Here is a 16,956-nt window from a genome sequence, read left to right as displayed (position 1 = left end):
AGGACATCCTGTTTCGGGGTATGTTACAACGCGCAACCTGTTACGGGGCATTCGAGCGGAATGCCCCGGTTCGTGAGTCGGCCGTGCGTCGAGCGCCAGCACTTCCTGCCCTTTTGGAGACGATGTATGGCTTGGAATGAGCCAGGTGGTAATAACAACCAGCAGGACCCCTGGAGTGGTGGGGGCCGCGGCGGTGGCGGGGGCGGTAATAACCAGGGCCCGCCGGATCTTGATGAGCTGCTCAGGAAGCTGAAGAATCGCCTCAATGGCCTGCTGGGTCAGCAACAGCGCCCCCAGCGGGCAAATGGCAATGACGGTGGTAATGGCAACGGTAACGGTGAGAAGCGCCGTAATACCCTGGTATTGCCGCTGATCGTCATCGTGGTCGCACTTGTGGTCTGGGCCGGTTCCGGATTCTATCTGGTGGATCAGTCCCAGCGAGGCGTCGTACTGCGTTTTGGCAAGTATCTGAATACCGTAGGGCCCGGACTGCACTGGAACCCGCCACTGGTAGATAATGTTCATCGGGTAAATGTCACTCAGGTGCGTTCGCTGAGCCAGACGGATTCGATGCTGACCAAGGACGAGAATATCGTGAAGGTTCAGCTTTCCTCGCAGTATCTGGTCTCCGACCCGCGTGATTACGTGCTTAATGTACGCTCGCCCGAAGTGAGCATGCAGAACGCCATGGATTCAGCGTTGCGCCATGTCATTGGCAGCACCGAAATGAACGATATTCTGACTTCGGGCCGTGAACTGGTGGCCTCTCAGGTGACCGAACGGTTGCAATCCTACCTTGATAGCTATCACATCGGCCTGCAACTGCAGACCGTTAACGTGGAGTCCACTTCGCCGCCTGATCAGGTGCAGGACGCTTTTGATGATGTCATCAAGGCTCGGGAGGAGCGTCAGCGTACCATTAACCAGGCCATGGCCTACGAAAATGCGGTGATGCCGGCAGCTCAGGGCAAGGCCCAGCGCATCAAGGAAGAAGCCCAGGGGTACAAGGAGTCTGTCGTCGCTCAGGCCCAGGGGGATGCCAATCGCTTCACATCGCTGGCCCGCGAATATGAAAAAGCACCTGAAGTCACGCGTGAACGCCTCTATCTGGAAACCGTCAGTGATGTGTTGAGTCATACCCGCAAGGCGCTGGTTGACCCGGGATCGAACAACAATGTGACCGTGCTGCCGCTGGGACAGCTGCAGTCGGCCAACAGCAGCGGCTCGAGCAGTAGTCAATCCATGAATGATCAGCAGGTAGATCAGCTCTCTCAGCGTATTGCCGAGCAGATTGCCACACAGAGCCGTCAGAAAAGTCTTCGGGAGGGCCGTTAATGTTTAATAACCGTGCCCTGGTCATCATTGTCGTGCTGGTTGTGCTCGGCTGGCTGGCCAGCAGCAGCCTGTACGTGGTCGATGAAACCGAACGAGCCATCAAGCTGCGCTTCGGCGAAGTGGTAGAGAGCGATATCGGCCCAGGCCTGCACGTCAAGGTGCCGGTTCTCAATACCGTGCGCACCTTCGATAGCCGCGTACTGACACTGGACGCCAGTGCCAGCCGTTATCTGACTGCAGAGAAAAAGGCGGTCATCGTCGACTCCTACGTCAAATGGAAGATCATCAACCCGCAACGCTTTTATGAGGCGACCACCGGCGATGAGCAGGTCGCCGAACGGTTGATCGAGCCGCGTGTCGATGAGGCGCTGCGTAACGAGTTCGGGCGTAATACGCTCTCGGAAATCGTCAGTGAACGTCGTGACGAGCTGATGTCCGCACCGACGAAGGCGCTCGACAAGCAGATGCGCAAGGAACTGGGTGTGGCGGTACTCGATATTCGGGTCAAGCAGATCGAATTGCCGCAGGAAGTTACCCAGTCGGTCTATGATCGCATGCGTTCCGAGCGCGAGCGTGAAGCGCGTGAATATCGTGCTCAGGGCCAGGAGCAGGCAGAGAAGATTCGTGCTCGCGTTGACCGGGAAAAACAGGTCCTGCTGGCACGGGCCAATCAGATTGCCGAGACTACTCGAGGTGAGGGTGATGCCTCAGCGGCGGCGATCTATGCTGATGCCTATCAACAGAGCCCGGATTTCTTCCGCTTCTACCGCTCGCTGCGCGCCTATCGTGACAGCTTTGGTGATGGCAACGGGCTGTTGGTGCTCAATCCGCATAACAACGCTTTCTTCCGGTATCTGCTCGATCCTCAGGGAAAAAGTGTCAATGGCGGTGCCACAGAGCTGCCTTCTCCCTGATCGAACAGGCCCGTGGGCTTCCTCCACGGGCGTTTCGTGATAGACTCCCATAACCGGGGACCCTCCCCGGTTTTTTTGTGGCCGTCCGCTGGCGTAGCGTTACCCGGCGCCGCAATGCGAACGGTCCGGCCGGATTCACTCACTCTCCTGGCAGGACGAATGCCATGACCATCGCTGACCGCTGGCTGCTGCCTGACGGCATGGATGAAGTGCTGCCGCCTCAGGCGCTACGCATGGAATCGCTGAGGCGCGCGCTGCTGGATCTCTATTACCGCTGGGGGTATGACATGGTCATGCCACCGCCGGTCGAATTCCTCGACTCGCTGCTGACCGGTACTGGTACCGATCTCGATCTGCAGACCTTCAAGTTGACCGATCAGTTAACCGGGCGTCTGATGGGGGCCAGCGCGGACGTGACCCCCCAGGTGGCACGTATGGACGCGCACTCGCTGCGTCGTGACGGTCCGGTGCGGCTCTGTTATTGCGCCCATGTCCTGCGTGCTCAGGCCGACGAGTATCAGGGCGGCCGAAGCCCGGTGCAGCTGGGACTCGAGCTGTTCGGACATGCCGGGTTGGAAGCGGACCTGGAAATCATGCAGCTGGTGCTTTCCAGCCTCGATCTGGCGGGTGCTCGTAATGTGCATCTGGCCATTGGCCACATCGGTATTTATCGTGCCCTGGCCGGCGAGGCCGGGCTGACGTCGGACGCCGAACACGCCCTGTTCGAGGCGCTTGAGCGCAAGGCCGTGGGGGAGGTCGATAACATTGTCGATGCTCACGTGCAGGATCCATCGCTGGCCGAAATGCTGCGGCAACTGCCTCGTCTGCATGGTGGCGATGAGGTACTCGAACGTGCACGCACAGTGTTTGCCGGCGCCCCGGCAGCCGTGGGCGAAGCACTGGCGCAACTGACAGCGCTGCGCACGTCGATCGGGCGTGATTTCGAGCATGTGTCGCTTTATTTCGATCTTGCTGAACTACGCGGTTATGAATACCACACCGGCATGGTGTTCGCCGCCTATGTGCCGGGTTATGGTCAGGCGCTGGCCAAGGGGGGGCGTTATGACGACACCGGCCGTGCCTTTGGTCGCCCTCGTCCTGCCACCGGGTGCTCGATGGACCTTAAACTGCTGGCGTCGCTTGATGAGCAGCAGGCCCGCCATGATGGCATCTGGGCACCTGCTGTCGAGAGCGAAACGCTGGCACTTCGCGTCAGCGAGTTGCGGCTGGCTGGCGAACGGGTGGTGCAGGCCCTCTCCGGGCAGACCACCGGGGCGCGGACCCACTTCTGTGATCGCGAACTCGTTGAGCGTGATGGCCACTGGCAGGTGTGCTCGCTCGAAGGCTGAGTCGATTTTTCATTCAGGTCTGCTGCCCTCGAGAGACGGGAGGCGGGCCGCACTACAGAGATGAAGGCAATGGGCAAGAACGTAGTCGTGCTCGGTACCCAGTGGGGCGATGAAGGCAAGGGCAAGGTCGTCGACCTGCTGACGGAATCGGCTTCTGCAGTCGTGCGCTTTCAGGGCGGCCACAACGCTGGCCATACCCTGGTGATCGATGGCGAAAAAACGGTACTGCACCTGATCCCCTCGGGTATTCTGCGCAGCGACGTGACCTGTGTCATTGGTAATGGGGTGGTGCTGTCGCCCGAAGCCCTGCTTGATGAAATTCGTGAACTCGAGGACAAGGGCGTGCCGGTACGCGAGCGACTGCGGTTGTCGCCAGCCTGTCCCCTGATCCTGCCTTATCACGTGCGGCTGGATCAGGCTCGGGAAAAAGCACGGGGTGTGGCGAAGATCGGCACGACCGGGCGTGGTATCGGTCCGGCCTATGAAGACAAGGTGGCGCGTCGCGGCCTGCGTCTGGGAGATATCCTTCACCGTGAACGCTTTGCCAGCAAGCTCGGGGAAGTGCTTGATTATCACAACTTCGTGCTGACCCGCTATCACGGCGAGGAGCCGGTGGATTTTCAGCAGGTACTGGATGAAGCCATGGCGATGGCCGAGGATCTGCGTCCGATGGTCTGTGATACCGTGTCGCTGGTACACGATATTCGCAAGGCCAATCAGAACATCATGTTCGAAGGCGCACAGGGCTCGCTGCTGGATATCGACCACGGTACCTACCCCTTTGTCACCAGTTCCAATACGACCGCGGGCGGTACGGCTACCGGTTCAGGGGTCGGTCCGCTCTATCTGGATTACGTGCTGGGCATTACCAAGGCCTACACCACGCGTGTCGGTTCGGGGCCGTTTCCTACCGAGCTGTTTGATGAGTTCGGCCGTCATCTGGCCGAGAAAGGGCATGAGTTTGGCGCTACCACCGGTCGCGCCCGTCGCTGCGGGTGGTTCGATGCCGTAGCCCTGCGCCATGCCGTCCAGATCAACTCCGTGTCGGGGCTATGCCTGACCAAGCTTGATGTTCTCGATGGGCTGGAGAATATTCGTGTCTGTGTCGGCTATCGCACCAAGGATGGCGATCTGATCGATAATCTGGTGGATAGCGAAGGCTACGAAACCATCGAGCCCGAATACCGGGATCTACCGGGCTGGAAGGAGTCCACTCTGGGTATTCGAGCGCTGGAGGATCTGCCGGACAACGCTCGCGCCTACATTTCCTTTCTGGAAGAGCAGGTCGGTACGCCGATCGATATCATCTCGACCGGCCCCGACCGTAACGAAACCATCGTGCTGCGCAATCCGTTTGCCGAGTGACAGGCTGAATGCAGCCGCTATCAGACGCCCCGGCAGCCATGGCTATCGGGGCGTTGTCCTGTTGATGGTGCTGGTTTCAGCGCTTGAGGAAGTTACTCTTCACCAGATCGACCACATCATCCATGCGGCCGTTGAGCATGGCCTTGGCCGAGTAGAGGGCGGTTGACGCCACTTCGCCACTTTCGACCTTCGGCGGCATGACCAGCTCCATGCGGTTGACACGGACATCGAGCAGGGCCGGCCCCTCATGGGCGAGTAGTTCGCTGATGGCACCGTCGAGCTCATGCTTTTGCTCGACCCGCCGTCCCCGCATGCCGATCGAGGCGGCCAGCTGACTGAAGTCAGGATTGTTGAGCTCGGTGTAGGCATCCAGCAATCCCTCGACCTTCTGCTCGATCTCGACAAATCCCAGCGACTCGTTATTGAAGATCACCAGTTTGAGGGGTAGCTGCTCGCGCACCACGGTTAACAGATCGCCCATCAGCATTGAAAGGCCGCCATCGCCGCACATGGCGATCACCTGTCGATCAGGCATCGCCTTGGCAATCCCCAGAGCCTGTGGGTAGGCGTTGGCCATGGTGCCATGTACCAGACTGGCCATGGTGCGCCGACGACCGTTGGTGCGAATGTGACGCAGCATCCAGACCATCGGGCTGCCGCCGTCTGCGGTGAAGATGGCATTGTCATCGGCGAGCCGATCCAGCGCCATGGTCAGCTCCTGAGGATGGATGAGCTCATCATCGCGGGAGTCATGCGCGGCGTGTGACAGTGCTTTGGCATAAGCCTCGCGGCATTCATCCAGCCAGCGGGTATCCTTGTGTGCCTCAACTGTCTGAACCAGTGCTTCACAGGTGTCGCGTACGCTGCCTACTACACCGATATCAACCGGGTGGCGCCGGCCGATCTGGCCGGCATCGAGATCGACCTGAATGATGGTGGCATTATCAGGATAGAATTGGGTCCAGGCAAAGCTGCAACCCAGTAGAATCAGCGTGTCGCATTCGGCTACCGCGCGATAACCGCCGTCCAGACCGAAGACCCCGGTCATGCCGACATCGAAGGGATTATCGTGTTCGATAAAATCCTTGGCGCGCGAGGTCCATGCCACAGGGGCCTTGAGCCGATCGGCCAGCGCCAGGACTTCCTCACGGGCCGAGGCGCAGCCATAGCCGGCGTAAATGGAAATTCTGCCACCCTGGTTGAGGCGTTCGATGATCGGTACCAGCTCTTCGGCACTGGGTCGAATAATGGGATCGAAGCGGTGAACCCGCCACGGTAATTCCTGTTGCGGCGCCTGGGTAAACAGATCGCCGGGCACGATCAGAACGGCGACTCCACCCTTGGCCAGGGCTTCCTGGGCCGCCAGAACGGTCATGCGTCGCGCCTGTTCCGGATTGACGATGTATTCACAGAAGACGCTGTACTGTTCGTAAACTTTTTTCTGATCCACATCCTGTGGAAAGCCAACGCCAAGTTCTGAAGTGGGAACCTGAGAGGCAATGAAGACCACCGGCGCGCCATTGCGATGCGTTTCGAACAGCCCATTGACGAAGTGCAGGCTTCCCGGGCCGCAGGTCCCGGCACAGGCTGCCAGCTCTCCGGTCAGTGCTGCCTCGCCGCCAGCGGCGAACCCACCCACTTCTTCGTGACGTACATGGACCCAGTCCATATCACTGCGTCGCACGGCATCAGTCAGCTGATTGATGGTGTCACCGACCACGCCATAGCAGCGTTGGGCGCCCGCTTCGACAAGAACATCGACCATGATTTCGGCCACATTCCGGCTCATTGCGCTCTCCCTTTCATCCATGAACATCAGTAGTACTCCGTTCAGCGTATTGCGCCATACGGGAAACACAAGTGATCAGCGCAGCGGCGGTCCACGGTAGATCGTTCGATACCATTGAATGATGACTATCAGGATGATTGGCGGTCAGGCAGCTTCACAGCCCGATGAATGAGGACTAAAATGGTCCGCAATAAGGAGGCAAGGAGGCAAGGGGGCGACATGCTGAAGCTGTCGAAAATGAGTGACTACGGCGCTGTGGTGATGGCGCAAATGGCGCGTCATCCGGAACAATCCCATGCTGCTGCAGAGCTCGCTGACAGCGTTGGCCTGCCTCGTCCCACAGTCAGCAAGACCCTGAAGTTACTGCTCAGGGCCGGACTGCTGGCCTCACACCGTGGTGCGCGGGGCGGCTATCGGCTGGCTCGTCCGGCGCATCTCATCACGGTGCGAGACATCATTACTGCCATCGAAGGCCCGATCGCCATGACCGAATGCGGTCATGTCGATGGCGACTGTGAGCTGATGGCGTCATGTGGCGTGGTGGATAACTGGCAGCGGGTATCGCTGGCGGTTCGTCAGCTGCTGGATAGCGTGACACTGTCCGATCTGGCCCACGATGCACCCATCCGGTTACCACTGACCCTGCCGATCCAGAGTGTTGCGCACACTCGGGATCGTGATCAGGCGTCCGTTGAGCAAACGCACCAATCATAATTCTGACCGACCGATTGAATGGCACCCGTTAAGGGGGAGAGCACATGGCAACCGAAGAAATGGAGCAGCTTGTTCAGCGTGAGTACAAGCAGGGCTTCGTCACCGATATCGAAAGCGATACCGTACCGCCTGGTCTGGATGAGAGCGTCATCGCCTTTATCTCCCACAAGAAGGGTGAGCCACAGTGGATGCTGGACTGGCGTCTGGAGGCTTATCGTCAATGGCAGACCATGAAGTCGCCGTCATGGGCTCATCTGAACTATCCGCCGATCGATTATCAGGCCATTTCATACTACAGCGCGCCCAAAAAGCCCGAGGATCGGCCGCAGAGTCTGGATGAGGTCGACCCCAAACTGCTGGAAACCTACGAGAAGCTGGGGATTCCGTTGCATGAGCGTGCTGCACTGGCGGGCGTGGCGGTCGATGCGGTTTTTGACTCGGTATCGGTAACGACCACTTTCAAGGAAAAGCTGGCCGAGGCAGGGGTCATCTTCTGCTCGATTTCGGAAGCCATCCGCGATTATCCGGAGCTGGTTCAGGCCTATCTCGGTAGTGTGGTGCCGCGTGGCGACAACTTCTTTGCAGCGCTCAACTCGGCAGTCTTTACTGACGGTTCCTTCGTTTATGTGCCGGAAGATGTCGAATGCCCCATGGAGCTGTCGACCTACTTCCGAATCAACGCCGCCAATACCGGTCAGTTTGAACGCACGCTGATCATTTGTGACAAGCGCGCGCAGGTTTCCTATCTGGAAGGCTGCACGGCACCGCAGCGTGACGAGAACCAGCTGCACGCGGCAGTGGTTGAGCTGGTGGCGCTCGAGGACGCACACATCAAGTATTCCACGGTGCAGAACTGGTATCCCGGTGACGAGGACGGCCGGGGTGGCATATACAACTTCGTGACCAAGCGAGGGGACTGCCGTGGCGATCGCTCGAAGATCTGCTGGACCCAGGTGGAAACCGGTTCGGCAATTACCTGGAAGTATCCGTCCTGCATGCTGCGCGGCAACGACAGTGTCGGCGAGTTCTATTCGGTGGCTGTTACCAACGGACGTCAGCAGGCCGATACCGGCACCAAGATGATCCATATCGGCAAGAATACGAAGTCGACCATTGTCTCCAAGGGGATCGCCGCCGGTCGCAGTAATCAGTCCTATCGTGGATTGGTGAAAATGACGCCGCGAGCGACCGGGTCACGCAACTTCACGCAGTGCGATTCGCTGCTGATTGGTGACCAGTGCGGTGCTCATACCTTCCCCTATCAGGAGATCGGTAACAGCAGATCGACCGTGGAGCACGAGGCGACGACCTCGAAGATCGGCGATGATCAGCTGTTCTACTGCCAGAGCCGCGGTATCTCCGAAGAGGATGCGGTCAACATGATCGTCAACGGCTTCTGCAAGGACGTCTTTCAGGAGCTGCCGATGGAGTTCGCCGTTGAAGCCGAAGCACTGCTGGGTGTGACGCTCGAGGGGTCGGTCGGCTGATAGCGCCGCAGGATATTTCAGGCAATCGGGCGGGCTGTTGCCTGCCCGGCTTCTCTTTTCAATCTTCAGGCCGGCAAACGGCCATTCAAATATTTGGCAGGGTCACAACATGCTCGAGATCAGGGATCTGCACGCTACCGTGGAAGGGACCGAAATCCTCAAGGGGATCAACCTGACCATCAATCCCGGTGAGGTGCACGCCATCATGGGGCCGAACGGAGCCGGCAAGTCAACGCTGTCCTCGGTGCTGGCCGGGCGTGACGGGTATGAAGTGACGCAGGGCACGATCACTTTCGAAGGACAGGACCTGCTGGAAATGGACGTCGAGGATCGCGCGCGCGCCGGCATGCTGATGGGGTTCCAGTACCCGGTGGAGATTCCCGGGGTCAAGAACATCTATCTGCTCAAGTCAGCACTCAATGCCCAGCGTGAGGCCCGTGGCGAGGAGGAGATTCCCTCTCCGGAATTCATGAAGCTGGTCAAGGAGAAGCTGGAGTTCATGCGTATGGATACCAGTTTCCTCCAGCGTGCGGTCAATGAAGGCTTCTCGGGGGGCGAGAAAAAACGTAACGAGATCCTGCAGATGCTGGTGTTACAGCCGAAGCTGGCCCTGCTTGACGAGATCGATTCCGGGCTTGATATCGATGCCATGAAGACCGTCTCTCAGGGTGTCAATTCGCTGCGCAGCGAGAATCGCTCGATTCTGCTGGTGACGCACTATCAACGCATCCTCAACCACATCGAACCGGATCAGGTCCACGTACTGATCGATGGCCGGATTGCCCGCTCGGGCGACAAGCAGCTCGCTCTGCGAGTGGAAGACGAAGGCTACGAATGGATCCATCAGGAGAGCGCGGCATGAGTACCGAAACGTTTCTGCAACCTCTGCAGGAGCGCGTCGAGCAGGGCGCGCCGGAGTGGCTGACCAGCCGGCGTCGGGCGGCGGCCGAAAGCTTTGCCCGGCAGGGCTTTCCGACTCCCCGTCAGGAGGCATGGAAGTATACTGATGTCTCCCGCATCGCCGAGAGCCAATTCACGCTGGCCAGCGATGCCGCACTGACCGAGGAGCGCCTGGCAGCCCTTCAGCTGCAGATGGATGCCCATCGGCTGGTATTTGTGGATGGCTTGTTCAGCTCCGAGCACTCCAATATCGGCGACCTGCCGGAAGGCACGGTGGTCGAACCGCTCTCGCAGGCGCTGATGAACGGTCGTGAAGTGCTCGGCGAGCAGCTGGGACGACTGACCGGTGAGGATTTTTCTCCGTTTGCGGCGCTCAATACGGCCTTTGCACATGAAGGCGTACTGCTGCATCTGGGCCCCAATGCCGTACTGGAAAAGCCGGTTTACGCGATTTTCGTGTCGCGTACTGCCGAGCGTGCCGTCATGAGTCATCCGCGCCTGTTGGTTCGCGCCGAGCGCGGCAGTGAGGCCAGTCTGATCGAGCATTACATTGGTGAACAGGCGGCAGCCAATTTCACCAACGTGGTGGGTGAAGCCAGCCTTGATGCCAACGCAAGGCTGCGTCACTACAAGCTGCAGGAAGCGAGCCAGAGCGAATATCACGTTTCCAGCATGCACATCGATCAGCATCGTGACAGCTTTTATGCCTCCTATAACCTGAATCTGGGGGGTGCGCTGGTCCGTAACGATCTGATCAGCGAGCTCAACGATGAAAACGCGACTGCCGAATTCTGGGGTCTGTTTTTCGGTCAGGAGCGCCAGCACATCGATAACCACACTCAGGTCAATCACAACGCGCCGAGAACCTACTCCAACGAGAGTTACAAGGGCATCCTTGGCGGACGTGCGAGAGGCGTCTTCAACGGTCGGGTTTATATCAAGCGCGATGCTCAGCAGGTGCGAGGCTATCAGAACAATGCCAATCTGCTGCTCTCCGATCGCGCCGAGATCGATACCAAGCCGGAATTGGAGATCTACGCCGATGACGTGCTCTGTTCCCACGGAGCGACCACCGGGCAGCTGGATGAAAATGCCATCTTTGCGCTGCGTGCTCGCGGCATCAGTCATGAAATGGCACGTGGATTGCTGACGCTGGCGTTTGCCACCGAGGTCATGGAGCAGATTCCGCTGGCGGCAATTACCGAGCGTGTCGAGCGCACGGTGGCCGGCAAACTGCCGGATCGCTTCAATCTGGCTGGTGTCGTGGAGGATAGCGCAGCATGATGACAGACGAACTCGTGCTCGATGTCGAGGCCATTCGGGCCCAGTTCCCGATTCTGGCGCGCCGGGTGCATGGCGATCAGCCATTGCTCTATCTGGATAATGCGGCGACCAGTCAGACGCCGCAGCCGGTGCTGGATTGCCTGCAGGATTATTACGGCCGTTACAACGCCAATATCCATCGCGGACTGCACTGTCTGGCGGATGAGGCAACCGCCGCTTATGAGCAGTCTCGCGATACGGTGCGCGAGTTCGTCAATGCCGAGTCCACCCGCGAGATCGTATTCACTCGCGGCACGACCGAGGCGATCAATCTGGTGGCCCAGAGCTGGGGGCGCAGTCAGCTGCATCCCGGCGATGAAATTCTGGTCTCGCACATGGAGCACCACTCCAATATCGTGCCCTGGCAGCTGCTGGCGCGAGAGCTTGATCTGAAGCTCCATGTGATTCCGGTGGATGAGCAGGGCGTACTGGACATGCAGGCCTATCGGCAACTGCTGGGTGAGCGTACCCGGCTGGTCGCCGTTTCCCATGTTTCCAATGCGCTGGGCACCATCAATCCGATCGCCGAGATGAGCACGCTGGCGCATCAGCACGATGCGGTGATGATGGTGGATGGTGCTCAGGCGGTGCCCCATCAGCGTGTTGACGTGCAGGCGCTCGGTGCGGACTTCTATGCCTTCTCCGGGCACAAGGTCTACGGCCCGACCGGGGTGGGCGTGCTCTACGGCCGCGCGGCACTGCTGGAGGACATGCCTCCCTGGCAGGGCGGTGGTGAGATGATCAGTACGGTCAGCTTCGATCAGGGCACGACCTTTGCCGATATCCCGCATCGCTTCGAAGCCGGCACGCCTGCCATCGCCGAGGTCATTGCACTCGACCGTGCGCTGCGCTGGATCACCAACCTGCATTTCGATCTGATCGAGGATTGGGAAAAGCGGCTGCTGACGCATGCTACCGAGCGCATGCAGGCTATCGAGGGCATGCGCATCATCGGGAACGCGCCACACAAGGCTGCGGTAATCTCCTTCGTCATCGAGGGGGCTCACGCCCAGGATATCGGGCTGCTGATTGATCAGTTCGGGGTGGCCATCCGGACAGGCCATCACTGTGCGCAGCCACTGCTGAATCATTACGGGCTCGAGGCGACCTGTCGGGCCTCTTTCGCGGTCTATAACACGCTGGAGGAAGTGGATCACTTCGTTGATGCCCTTGAGCGGGTTGTGACCATGGTGCGAGGCTGAGAGGGCGCCGCTTCGGTGCGTTACCTGACACGATAACGGAGATAGCATGGCACTCGAGTCTCTCTACAAGGGCCAGCAGTTACCGCTGCAACGCAGTGTTGAAGCGGTCGCGATTCCTTCCGGCCAGCCTGTGACACTGGAAGAAGATACCGTGGTCCAGGTGACTCAGGCGTTGGGTACCGCGGTGACGGTGGTGCTGGAATACAGCATGTACCTGATCGAAGGGCATGATCTCGATGCGCTGGGACTTGAACCGGCGCCGCGTCCAACCCTCCATGAGAACGCCACTGACGAAGAGCTTGAAGCGTTTGTCTGGGAGCAGTTGAAAACCTGTTACGACCCGGAAATCCCCGTCAATATTGTGGAGCTGGGGCTGGTTTATGGCTGTCGCATCGACACGCTGATCAGCGGCGAGAAGATGGTCAATGTACGCATGACGCTGACAGCGCCGGGATGTGGCATGGGCGATGTTATCGCTCAGGATGCCAAGCGCAAGATCGAGAGTGCCCCACAGGTGCAGAAGGTACATATCGAGATTGTTTTCTCTCCGCCGTGGTCGCGCGACATGATGAGCGACGAGGCCAAACTCGAACTCAATATGTTCTGAATACTTTTTGCCGGCTCCTGAAATCGAGCTTCGGGTTGTGAGACTTGCGAGGCTCGCTTAAGCTGGCTCGCTCACAGGATGGGCAACTCTGAACGGGCATGAGTGAGCAGCGACAGGCATGACCGGCGTAACAGGAAAATGTGCGGCCGTGCTGGCGGGGCTGCTGTTGACGGGAATACTCATGATCGCCCTCGCCAATGGCTGGATATGGTGGGTGACGAGGGATCGCATTCACTCGAACCCGGCCAGTTGTGGGAAGGCACCTGTGGGGCTGATTTTCGGGACCTCATGGGGGCTGCGAGGGGGCGGTACCAATCCCTGGTATCAGGCAAGACTTGATACCGCATCGCGCCTTTATCATCTTGATCGTGTCGAGCATCTGCTCCTGTCGGGTGACAATCACACCCGCTATTACAACGAGCCAGTGGTCATGTGGCGTGACATGAAAAAGCGTGGCGTGCCTGCCTCAGCCATGACGCTTGATTATGCCGGTTTCAGTACCTTTGACAGTCTGGTGCGCGCACAACGCATTTTCGGGGCCCGACACGTAGTATTGATCAGCCAGGCCTGGCATCTGCCGCGAGCGCTGTACATCGCCGATCATGTCGGACTGCAGGCCACAGGCTGCGTGGCGCAGACTTCACCACCAAGCTATCACTGGTCATTGAGACTGCGTGAATGGCTGGCTCGCGCCTGGACCATTGGTGATCTTTTTATCTGGCAGCGTCAGCCGTATTTTCTCGGTCCCCGAGTGGAGATGATGCCATCGAAAGAGGGTGGCGATTTGATCGATGGCCACCCGAAGCCGTTGATACCACTTTGTACCGGTGTCAGCGACGCTTCTGATGACGCTCCTGGTGACGGTAAAGCAGCTGGATCATCCGTCGGCAGTTGCGCCACAGCTGCTCCATGACCGCTTCCATGTCTTCGGGCAGAGGATGGGTGAAGGCATTGGAGAGGGCCTGCATCAATACGCGTTCCTGCTCCAGCAGTTCACGAATCAGTACCTGCACATCATTGCCTACAAAGCTTTTCAGCCGGCTCCAGAGCCACAGATAATCATCGCGCTCTACATCAGCATCGCGCGGCAGCAGCTTCAGATGCCGACGAGCCAGTTTCTGTAGCTTGCGCACTTCCTCGCGGCGCTCCTCGAACACGGGACCGAACTGCTCACGAAGATGGCCCGGCAGGCGTGCGGCGTTATCCTGAAAATAATCGAGGCTGTCGGCCAGCGCCTCGAGCAGGCCGTCGATCGCCGCCTGGCGATTATCGAGAAACATGAGCGATCATCTCCGCTGACGCTGATAGGCGCGAATTCGGGCAGTTTGCCACCCTCCTGATTCTAACGCGTCCCGAGAAACCTGGCATTGCCGAATTAGTCACCATTGGCGTGCGCTGCTTGTTTTCTAGCCGCGTGGTCGGGGCGGTACCTTCTGAACCGGTGCCGCATGCTTTTCGAGGTGATCAATGATGAGACCGGCCACATCACGACCGGTCGTGGTTTCAATACCTTCCAGCCCGGGTGATGAGTTGACCTCCATAATGACCGGTCCATGATGGGAGCGCAGCAAATCGACCCCGGCGACCTGTAACCCCATGGCGCGTGCCGCACGAATGGCTGTTGAGCGCTCTTCGGGAGTAATGCGAATGGTATGTGCCGTACCACCACGATGCAGATTGGAGCGAAATTCGCCTTCAGCGGCCTGACGGCGCATGGCCGCGACGACCTTGTCTCCCACCACGAAACATCTCAGATCGGCACCCTTTGCCTCGCGGATATACTCCTGGACCATGATATTGGCGTGTAATCCCATGAAGGCCTGTATCACGCTTTCAGCGGCCTGTACGGTTTCTGCCAGCACCACGCCGATGCCCTGGGTGCCCTCGAGCAACTTGATTACCAGTGGTGCTCCGCCCACCATTCTGATCAGGTCGGGAATATCGTCAGGAGAGTGGGCAAATCCGGTTACCGGTAATCCCAATCCCTTGCGCGACAGCAGTTGCAATGAGCGCAGCTTGTCGCGGGAGCGAGTGATACCCACCGAATCGTTGAGTACGTAGGTGCCCATCATCTCAAACTGGCGCAAAACGGCGCAGCCATAAAAGGTCACCGAGGAGCCAATGCGTGGAATGACCGCATCGAAGGTTTCCAGTTCTTCGCCCTTGTAGTGAATCGAAGGACGGTGCGAGGCGATATTCATGTAGCAGCGCAGGGTATTGACGACACGTATCGTATGCCCGCGTTGTTCAGCGGCCTCGATAAGGCGACGCGATGAGTACAGATTGCGGTTGCGAGAGAGCAGGGCAATGTGCATGAAAACACCTCGTATAGGTCGCTTCCGGTCTTTGATGACTCAGGGCGCGCCGTGTAGAAAGGAAGCGCCTGGTGCGACCAGCATTCGGCGCATGGCACGTCGTCCCAGCAGCATGGGATGCCGCATGCGGCTGCGGTCGACCAGTGTCAGTTCAATGTCCCAGCACATCTCGCCCAGTTCCATGGGCGTGCGAATCACATGGCGCCACGTGATATGACCGTTGGAGCTGCGTACGCGTCGACGATCATAAAAGGGCATTCGAAAGCGGCGTCTGGCACTGCCATCATCGCCAGTCCAGGTGTCGAATTCGACCCACTGATCGCCATTGTCTTCGATCAGCTCGATACGTTCGGCATGCAGCGCCGATGTACGGGCGCCAGTATCGATCTTGCAGGCCAGACGTAATGCCAGCTCTGGCAGTTCGACCATCTCGCGGCGCCCCAGGATGGCGCGCGGTTCATAGGGCAATGGTGTCATGAAGCAGTTTTCCCAAGCATCATTCTGACCTGATGGGCCAGCGGTGTATCCCGATCGGCCTGTCGCATCAGCATCAGTACCGGCAACCTGAGTCGCGGGATCAGAGCAAGATCGCTGATCAGGGCTCGAAAGCTGGCAGATGGACGCCTGGCCAGGTGATCCAGAAACAGCTTCAGCCGTTCTTCATGTTCCAGATGAGACCAGCCGCGTGCTGCAATAACCGCCAGCGTCTCGTCATCCGGCTCATGACGCAGCAGAGTATCGACCCATTTGGCGGCGTCGGGCAGCTCACTGCTGATTCCAGCACGCTGACAGGCTCGGAAAGAGGCCGTTGCCTCGATCTCCGCCTGACTGCGGAGCCAGAGGGCCGTCACGAGCGCATCGGTTGCCGGTGGCGCATGTTCCAAACAGTAGCAGAGTGCGTGCAGCGCCTCGACCGACAAGTGCGGCAGACGCTCGGCGATCTGCATTTCCTCCTCTCGGGTTCGGCGTACCACGGTATCCGCGACACCCTGTAGTCCCAGTGTGGACCAGTGTCGGCCGGTATCGGCAATGGTCAGTGCCTCATGGGCAGGCTGCCACCAGCTGCTGGCAGGCAGTGCCAGATCGTGGGTGATGCGAGCATGCAGCATGGCCAGGGTCAGAGTGTCCGGCTGAAAGGCCAATGGCTCACTCGTCAGATCCTCCTTCTCGGCGCGGTCTGGCGCATTCATGGAGTGCAGCAGGCGCTCGATGAGGGCATCGCGTGGCCCTGGCTGCAACATGCCCTGTTCATCCAGCGGCAGGCCAAGGCACCAGAGATTGGGGTCGCCATGACGGACACCTGGAAAAACGATTGCCAGCCGGGCATGCCCCTGCCAGGGGGCCTCCCAGGCCAGCTCCTGCGCTTCAAAAGCCTGCATGTGTGACCGAGCGCAGGGTATGACCCGGCGCCCCGCATGATAGTAGCCTGGTGGTTGCCCGGTGCGGGTAAATAGCGCATCGAGCGTCAGTGGTACACTCACTTGAACCCTTCGTCTTCTGTCGACAGGGCAGGCAATGTAACGTGTCGTCTTCAGGCTTTCCAGCCACTGATAAGGTGCTGGTCAGATTTTGACCGTCCTGTGACAGCCCGGGTGTTATCAGCGCTGGCGAAGGATATCCCAAACTTGTTCACAGCCTCGTTCAGCCTTTCTGTGC

The 16,956-nt window shown here is 59.1% G+C and carries 16 protein-coding genes; 11 read left to right on the top strand and 5 right to left on the bottom strand.

The genetic code is table 11. From position 1 onward, the window contains the following. Positions 1–126: 126 nt before the first annotated feature. The 4 genes from hflK (at position 127) to FY550_RS11180 (ending at position 4,963) form a co-directional block, all read left to right on the top strand. Positions 127–1,335: an FtsH protease activity modulator HflK gene (gene hflK / locus FY550_RS11195; RefSeq protein ID WP_070979063.1), complete on the top strand. Its 1,209-nt coding sequence runs from the start codon at positions 127–129 to the stop codon at positions 1,333–1,335. Further along, positions 1,335–2,249, top strand: a complete 915-nt coding sequence (hflC, locus tag FY550_RS11190; protein WP_070979061.1) for a protease modulator HflC — start codon at positions 1,335–1,337, stop codon at positions 2,247–2,249. Before hflK ends, hflC begins: the two co-directional genes overlap by 1 nt. A gap of 164 nt (positions 2,250–2,413) precedes the next feature. Beyond that, on the top strand, positions 2,414–3,598 hold the full coding sequence (locus tag FY550_RS11185; RefSeq protein ID WP_070979059.1) for an ATP phosphoribosyltransferase regulatory subunit: 1,185 nt from the start codon (positions 2,414–2,416) through the stop codon (positions 3,596–3,598). Positions 3,599–3,667: 69 nt separating this feature from the next. Further along, positions 3,668–4,963 (top strand): adenylosuccinate synthase, encoded by a 1,296-nt coding sequence (locus FY550_RS11180; RefSeq protein WP_070979057.1) that lies wholly within the window; start codon positions 3,668–3,670, stop codon positions 4,961–4,963. A 76-nt stretch (positions 4,964–5,039) separates the two neighbouring features. Here the strand turns inward: FY550_RS11180 and FY550_RS11175 are convergent, their stop codons facing one another. Next, positions 5,040–6,752, bottom strand: a complete 1,713-nt coding sequence (locus tag FY550_RS11175; protein WP_149054535.1) for a thiamine pyrophosphate-dependent enzyme — start codon at positions 6,750–6,752, stop codon at positions 5,040–5,042. 219 nt (positions 6,753–6,971) lie between these two features. Here FY550_RS11175 and FY550_RS11170 point away from each other — a divergent pair, with 219 nt between their 5' ends. From FY550_RS11170 to FY550_RS11140, 7 genes are all read left to right on the top strand, one after another. Then, positions 6,972–7,466, top strand: coding sequence for an SUF system Fe-S cluster assembly regulator (locus tag FY550_RS11170; protein ID WP_070979054.1), 495 nt, complete (start codon positions 6,972–6,974; stop codon positions 7,464–7,466). A 44-nt stretch (positions 7,467–7,510) separates the two neighbouring features. After that, a complete protein-coding gene (sufB, locus tag FY550_RS11165; protein WP_070979052.1) occupies positions 7,511–8,953 on the top strand; it encodes a Fe-S cluster assembly protein SufB in 1,443 nt (480 codons plus the stop codon). Positions 8,954–9,062: 109 nt separating this feature from the next. Next, positions 9,063–9,815 (top strand): Fe-S cluster assembly ATPase SufC, encoded by a 753-nt coding sequence (gene sufC / locus FY550_RS11160; protein ID WP_070979051.1) that lies wholly within the window; start codon positions 9,063–9,065, stop codon positions 9,813–9,815. Continuing rightward, on the top strand, positions 9,812–11,137 hold the full coding sequence (sufD, locus tag FY550_RS11155; RefSeq protein ID WP_070979049.1) for a Fe-S cluster assembly protein SufD: 1,326 nt from the start codon (positions 9,812–9,814) through the stop codon (positions 11,135–11,137). Before sufC ends, sufD begins: the two co-directional genes overlap by 4 nt. Further along, on the top strand, positions 11,134–12,378 hold the full coding sequence (locus tag FY550_RS11150; protein ID WP_407657367.1) for an aminotransferase class V-fold PLP-dependent enzyme: 1,245 nt from the start codon (positions 11,134–11,136) through the stop codon (positions 12,376–12,378). The genes sufD and FY550_RS11150 overlap by 4 nt, the downstream gene beginning before the upstream one ends. A gap of 46 nt (positions 12,379–12,424) precedes the next feature. Then, on the top strand, positions 12,425–12,985 hold the full coding sequence (sufT, locus tag FY550_RS11145; protein ID WP_070979047.1) for a putative Fe-S cluster assembly protein SufT: 561 nt from the start codon (positions 12,425–12,427) through the stop codon (positions 12,983–12,985). A 181-nt stretch (positions 12,986–13,166) separates the two neighbouring features. Next, a complete protein-coding gene (locus FY550_RS11140; RefSeq protein ID WP_168169330.1) occupies positions 13,167–13,898 on the top strand; it encodes a SanA/YdcF family protein in 732 nt (243 codons plus the stop codon). On the opposite strand, the gene FY550_RS11135 is transcribed toward FY550_RS11140, so the two are convergent. The 4 genes from FY550_RS11135 to FY550_RS11120 all read right to left on the bottom strand — a co-directional run bounded on the left by FY550_RS11135 (position 13,816) and on the right by FY550_RS11120 (position 16,781). Further along, positions 13,816–14,265 carry a hypothetical protein gene (locus FY550_RS11135; protein ID WP_070979044.1) on the bottom strand — a complete coding sequence of 150 codons (450 nt, stop codon included), beginning with the start codon at positions 14,263–14,265 and terminating at the stop codon, positions 13,816–13,818. The genes FY550_RS11140 and FY550_RS11135 overlap by 83 nt on opposite strands. A 126-nt stretch (positions 14,266–14,391) precedes the next feature. Beyond that, complete coding sequence (gene rimK / locus FY550_RS11130; protein WP_070979042.1) at positions 14,392–15,300, bottom strand: 30S ribosomal protein S6--L-glutamate ligase; 909 nt, start codon at positions 15,298–15,300, stop codon at positions 14,392–14,394. 39 nt (positions 15,301–15,339) lie between these two features. Further along, positions 15,340–15,777 carry an ATP-dependent zinc protease family protein gene (locus tag FY550_RS11125; RefSeq protein ID WP_070979040.1) on the bottom strand — a complete coding sequence of 146 codons (438 nt, stop codon included), beginning with the start codon at positions 15,775–15,777 and terminating at the stop codon, positions 15,340–15,342. Next, entirely contained in the window at positions 15,774–16,781 is a 1,008-nt protein-coding gene (locus tag FY550_RS11120) for a DUF3549 family protein (RefSeq protein WP_168201486.1), read from the bottom strand. The genes FY550_RS11125 and FY550_RS11120 overlap by 4 nt, the downstream gene beginning before the upstream one ends. Positions 16,782–16,956 lie beyond the last annotated feature (175 nt).

This window comes from Kushneria phosphatilytica, assembly GCF_008247605.1.
GTDB lineage: Bacteria > Pseudomonadota > Gammaproteobacteria > Pseudomonadales > Halomonadaceae > Kushneria > Kushneria phosphatilytica.
This window is presented reverse-complemented; position numbering and strand designations above follow the sequence as displayed.

Excerpts from the sequence above, each read along its gene's own strand:
- FY550_RS11135 (WP_070979044.1), bottom strand. The coding sequence starts at position 14,265 with ATGTTTCTCGATAATCGCCAGGCGGCGATCGACGGCCTGCTCGAGGCG.
- sufT (WP_070979047.1), top strand. The coding sequence starts at position 12,425 with ATGGCACTCGAGTCTCTCTACAAGGGCCAGCAGTTACCGCTGCAACGC.
- FY550_RS11175 (WP_149054535.1), bottom strand. The coding sequence starts at position 6,752 with ATGAGCCGGAATGTGGCCGAAATCATGGTCGATGTTCTTGTCGAAGCG.
- FY550_RS11140 (WP_168169330.1), top strand. The coding sequence starts at position 13,167 with ATGATCGCCCTCGCCAATGGCTGGATATGGTGGGTGACGAGGGATCGC.
- rimK (WP_070979042.1), bottom strand. The coding sequence starts at position 15,300 with ATGCACATTGCCCTGCTCTCTCGCAACCGCAATCTGTACTCATCGCGT.
- FY550_RS11150 (WP_407657367.1), top strand. The coding sequence starts at position 11,134 with ATGATGACAGACGAACTCGTGCTCGATGTCGAGGCCATTCGGGCCCAG.
- sufC (WP_070979051.1), top strand. The coding sequence starts at position 9,063 with ATGCTCGAGATCAGGGATCTGCACGCTACCGTGGAAGGGACCGAAATC.
- FY550_RS11125 (WP_070979040.1), bottom strand. The coding sequence starts at position 15,777 with ATGACACCATTGCCCTATGAACCGCGCGCCATCCTGGGGCGCCGCGAG.
- FY550_RS11185 (WP_070979059.1), top strand. The coding sequence starts at position 2,414 with ATGACCATCGCTGACCGCTGGCTGCTGCCTGACGGCATGGATGAAGTG.
- FY550_RS11180 (WP_070979057.1), top strand. The coding sequence starts at position 3,668 with ATGGGCAAGAACGTAGTCGTGCTCGGTACCCAGTGGGGCGATGAAGGC.
- sufB (WP_070979052.1), top strand. The coding sequence starts at position 7,511 with ATGGCAACCGAAGAAATGGAGCAGCTTGTTCAGCGTGAGTACAAGCAG.
- hflC (WP_070979061.1), top strand. The coding sequence starts at position 1,335 with ATGTTTAATAACCGTGCCCTGGTCATCATTGTCGTGCTGGTTGTGCTC.
- sufD (WP_070979049.1), top strand. The coding sequence starts at position 9,812 with ATGAGTACCGAAACGTTTCTGCAACCTCTGCAGGAGCGCGTCGAGCAG.
- FY550_RS11170 (WP_070979054.1), top strand. The coding sequence starts at position 6,972 with ATGCTGAAGCTGTCGAAAATGAGTGACTACGGCGCTGTGGTGATGGCG.
- hflK (WP_070979063.1), top strand. The coding sequence starts at position 127 with ATGGCTTGGAATGAGCCAGGTGGTAATAACAACCAGCAGGACCCCTGG.